Origin of the sequence: Helicobacter pylori (assembly GCF_009689985.1) — a bacterium.
Taxonomy (GTDB): domain Bacteria; phylum Campylobacterota; class Campylobacteria; order Campylobacterales; family Helicobacteraceae; genus Helicobacter; species Helicobacter pylori_CG.
This window is the reverse complement of sequence record NZ_QBAW01000018.1, coordinates 1-4581: the sequence shown is the minus strand read 5'-3', so window position 1 is coordinate 4581 and position 4581 is coordinate 1. Positions and strand designations below refer to the sequence as shown.

The 4581-nt window shown below is 41.8% G+C and carries 2 rRNA genes; both read left to right on the top strand.

Annotated features, from left to right (window positions below):
• Nucleotides 1-885: 885 nt before the first annotated feature.
• Nucleotides 886-3773, top strand: a 23S ribosomal RNA gene (locus DBU79_RS07655).
• Between the two features lie 235 nt (nucleotides 3774-4008).
• Nucleotides 4009-4126: ribosomal RNA gene (gene rrf / locus DBU79_RS07650) — 5S ribosomal RNA — on the top strand.
• Nucleotides 4127-4581 lie beyond the last annotated feature (455 nt).

The window sequence follows — 4581 nt, the reverse complement described above, 5'->3', positions numbered from 1 at the left end:
GAATGATAGAATGATTGGATGATAGAATGATAGAATGATAGAATGATAGAATGATAGAATGATAGAATGATAGAATGATAGAATGATAGAATGATTGGATGATTGGATGATAGAATGATTGCCATTTCTACCCCTTTTTTGAAAAAAAGATGACTTGATATATTGTATCTAGTGGTATTTAATCAATGGTTAATGATGCGTATTTATTTTTTAATGGTGCGTTTTTATCTTATTTTAAATGGTGATGCGTTTGTTTTTATTTAACGATGTGTTTAATTTAATGATGTGTCTTTATCTTATTATAATGATGCGTTTTTATCTTATTTTAATGATGCGTTTAATTTTTTAACAATGATGTGTTTTTATCTTATTTTATAGTAATGTGTTTTTATCTTAAAGCTTTATTTTGCTACCCCCTAATTCCAATCACTCCCCCATCATTTCCAATAACTTTTATCCATTGATTTCAAACTCTCAAAACTTTAAGCAAACTTTAAGCATTGCATGTCTATAATTACATTTCGTTTTTAAAGACAAGCTTTAAAAAGTTCTTTAATTTTAAACAACTCAAACAAGTCATAAAAGCTAAAAGCTTTCAACAATAAAAAGCTCATTAGCTGATAAAACTTGGCAATTAAAAAAGATTAGGGATCAAGCATTTTTAGTCTTCTTTAAAGGGTTTAACATTAAGAGCGATTATAGCAAGTTTTTAAAGAAAAACGAAGTTATTTGATTTAACATTGTTAATAGCCTATGTAAAAGTAAAGTAAAACTACAATAACTCTGTCTTATATTCATTAAGGCAGTGGTAGCGCTGAAGAATATTCGTGCAATTGTCGTTATTCATTATAAAAGGGCGGGTTTTAAAGGATATTTTAAAATTTAAAACAAGCTTTTAAGAGCAGATGGCGGATGCCTTGCCAAAGAGAGGCGATGAAGGACGTACTAGACTGCGATAAGCTATGCGGAGCTGTCAAGGAGCTTTGATGCGTAGATGTCCGAATGGGGCAACCCAACTAATAGAGATATTAGTTACTCTAATTTAGAGAGCGAACCTAGTGAAGTGAAACATCTCAGTAACTAGAGGAAAAGAAATCAACGAGATTCCCTAAGTAGTGGCGAGCGAACGGGGAAAAGGGCAAACCGAGTGCTTGCATTCGGGGTTGAGGACTGCAACATCCAAGAGAACGCTTTAGCAGAGTTACCTGGAAAGGTAAGCCATAGAAAGTGATAGCCTTGTATGCGACAAGGCGTTCTTAGGTAGCAGGATCCAGAGTAGGCCAGGACACGAGAAATCCAGGTTGAAGCCGGGGAGACCACTCTCCAACCCTAAATACTACTCTTTGAGCGATAGCGAACAAGTACCGTGAGGGAAAGGTGAAAAGAACCGCAGTGAGCGGAGTGAAATAGAACCTGAAACCATCTGCTTACAATCATTCAGAGCCCTATGATTTATCAGGGTGATGGACTGCCTTTTGCATAATGATCCTGCGAGTTGTGGTATCTGGCAAGGTTAAGCGAATGCGAAGCCGTAGCGAAAGCGAGTCTTAATAGGGCGATTTAAGTCAGATGCTGCAGACCCGAAGCTAAGTGATCTATCCATGGCCAAGTTGAAACGCGTGTAATAGCGCGTGGAGGACTGAACTCGTACCCATTGAAACGGGTTGGGATGAGCTGTGGATAGGGGTGAAAGGCCAAACAAACTTAGTGATAGCTGGTTCTCTTCGAAATATATTTAGGTATAGCCTCAAGTGATAATAAAAGGGGGTAGAGCCCTGATTGGGCTAGGGCTGCTCGCCGCGGTACCAAACCCTATCAAACTTCAAATACCTTTTATCGTATCTTGGGAGTCAGGCGGTGGGTGATAAAATCAATCGTCAAAAGGGGAACAACCCAGACTACCAAATAAGGTCCCTAAGTTCTATTCTGAGTGGAAAAAGATGTGTGGCTACTCAAACAACCAGGAGGTTGGCTTAGAAGCAGCCATCCTTTAAAGAAAGCGTAACAGCTCACTGGTCTAGTGGTCATGCGCTGAAAATATAACGGGGCTAAGATAGACACCGAATTTGTAGATTGTGTTAAACACAGTGGTAGAAGAGCGTTCATACCAGCGTTGAAGGTATACCGGTAAGGAGTGCTGGAGCGGTATGAAGTGAGCATGCAGGAATGAGTAACGATAAGATATATGAGAATTGTATCCGCCGTAAATCTAAGGTTTCCTACGCGATGGTCGTCATCGTAGGGTTAGTCGGGTCCTAAGCCGAGTCCGAAAGGGGTAGGTGATGGCAAATTGGTTAATATTCCAATACCGACTATGGAGCGTGATGGGGGGACGCATAGGGTTAAGCGAGCTAGCTGATGGAAGTGCTAGTCTAAGGGCGTAGATTGGAGGGAAGGCAAATCCACCTCTGTATTTGAAACCCAAACAGGCTCTTTGAGTCCTTTCAGGACAAAGGGAGAATCGCTGATACCGTCGTGCCAAGAAAAGCCTCTAAGCATATCCATAGTCGTCCGTACCGCAAACCGACACAGGTAGATGGGATGAGTATTCTAAGGCGCGTGAAAGAACTCTGGTTAAGGAACTCTGCAAACTAGCACCGTAAGTTCGCGATAAGGTGTGCCACAGCGATGTGGTCTCAGCAAAGAGTCCCTCCCGACTGTTTACCAAAAACACAGCACTTTGCCAACTCGTAAGAGGAAGTATAAGGTGTGACGCCTGCCCGGTGCTCGAAGGTTAAGAGGATGCGTCAGTCGCAAGATGAAGCGTTGAATTGAAGCCCGAGTAAACGGCGGCCGTAACTATAACGGTCCTAAGGTAGCGAAATTCCTTGTCGGTTAAATACCGACCTGCATGAATGGCGTAACGAGATGGGAGCTGTCTCAACCAGAGATTCAGTGAAATTGTAGTGGAGGTGAAAATTCCTCCTACCCGCGGCAAGACGGAGAGACCCCGTGGACCTTTACTACAACTTAGCACTGCTAACGGGAATATCATGCGCAGGATAGGTGGGAGGCTTTGAAGTAAGGGCTTTGGCTCTTATGGAGCCATCCTTGAGATACCACCCTTGATGTTTCTGTTAGCTAACTGGCCTGTGTTATCCACAGGCAGGACAATGCTTGGTGGGTAGTTTGACTGGGGCGGTCGCCTCCTAAAAAGTAACGGAGGCTTGCAAAGGTTGGCTCATTGCGGTTGGAAATCGCAAGTTGAGTGTAATGGCACAAGCCAGCCTGACTGTAAGACATACAAGTCAAGCAGAGACGAAAGTCGGTCATAGTGATCCGGTGGTTCTGTGTGGAAGGGCCATCGCTCAAAGGATAAAAGGTACCCCGGGGATAACAGGCTGATCTCCCCCAAGAGCTCACATCGACGGGGAGGTTTGGCACCTCGATGTCGGCTCATCGCATCCTGGGGCTGGAGCAGGTCCCAAGGGTATGGCTGTTCGCCATTTAAAGCGGTACGCGAGCTGGGTTCAGAACGTCGTGAGACAGTTCGGTCCCTATCTGCCGTGGGCGTAGGAAAGTTGAGGAGAGCTGTCCCTAGTACGAGAGGACCGGGATGGACGTGTCACTGGTGCACCAGTTGTTCTGCCAAGAGCATCGCTGGGTAGCTACACACGGATGTGATAACTGCTGAAAGCATCTAAGCAGGAAGCCAACTCCAAGATAAACTTTCCCTGAAGCTCGCACAAAGACTATGTGCTTGATAGGGTAGATGTGTGAGCGCAGTAATGCGTTTAGCTGACTACTACTAATAGAGCGTTTGGCTTGTTTTTTGCTTTTTGATAAGATAACGGCAATAAGCATGGATAAGTTACCACTGCCTTACTGAGTGTAAGAGAGTTGGAGTTTTATGAAGACTTTTATAGGGTTAAACTTTAATGAGGAATGAGATACTATCCATTCTTTTTAAAATGAAAGGCTATTAACTATCTTCTTTGTTAAAAACAGCTTCCTATAAAGAGAAAGGGGAGTTAAGGGTAAATGCGATTTTATCTTTAGCTCCCTTTTCCTTGTGCCTTTAGAGAAGAGGAACTACCCAGTTAACCATTCCGAACCTGGAAGTCAAGCTCTTCATCGCTGATGATACTGCTCTTTTCAAGAGTGGGAATGTAGGTCGGTGCAGGGATAGGGAAATGTTTTTTTAGTCTTGCTTTTTATTTAATTTCATTATTGATTGCTTGTTTTTGGTTTGTTTGGTTTGTTTGGTGGTTAATGTTTTATTCAAAGGTTTTTGTTTGCTTATTTTGTTTAAGTTTTTTTATTGTTTTTAATGATTTGATAACACGCATTGGTATGTTTTACTTTGTTTAAGAAGCTTGTTTTTATATAGTGTCGGTATTTTTTAGTTTCTTGGGTTTTTATCCCTATATAATTAGTGTAAGATAACAACTATAATAAATAAATTTGAAAGGGTAGTCAATGTCTAGTGGTTTTAAAATGTTAAAAAGTCAGAGTTAAAGAATGGCACTGAACCTGAATTAATCATTATGGGACGGCTGAAAAATTCGCTAAATTGAGAGCGAGTAACTCTAACTTAAAAAGAACAATAGCTTTCACAGAAGCAGAAAGAGCTGACTTGAG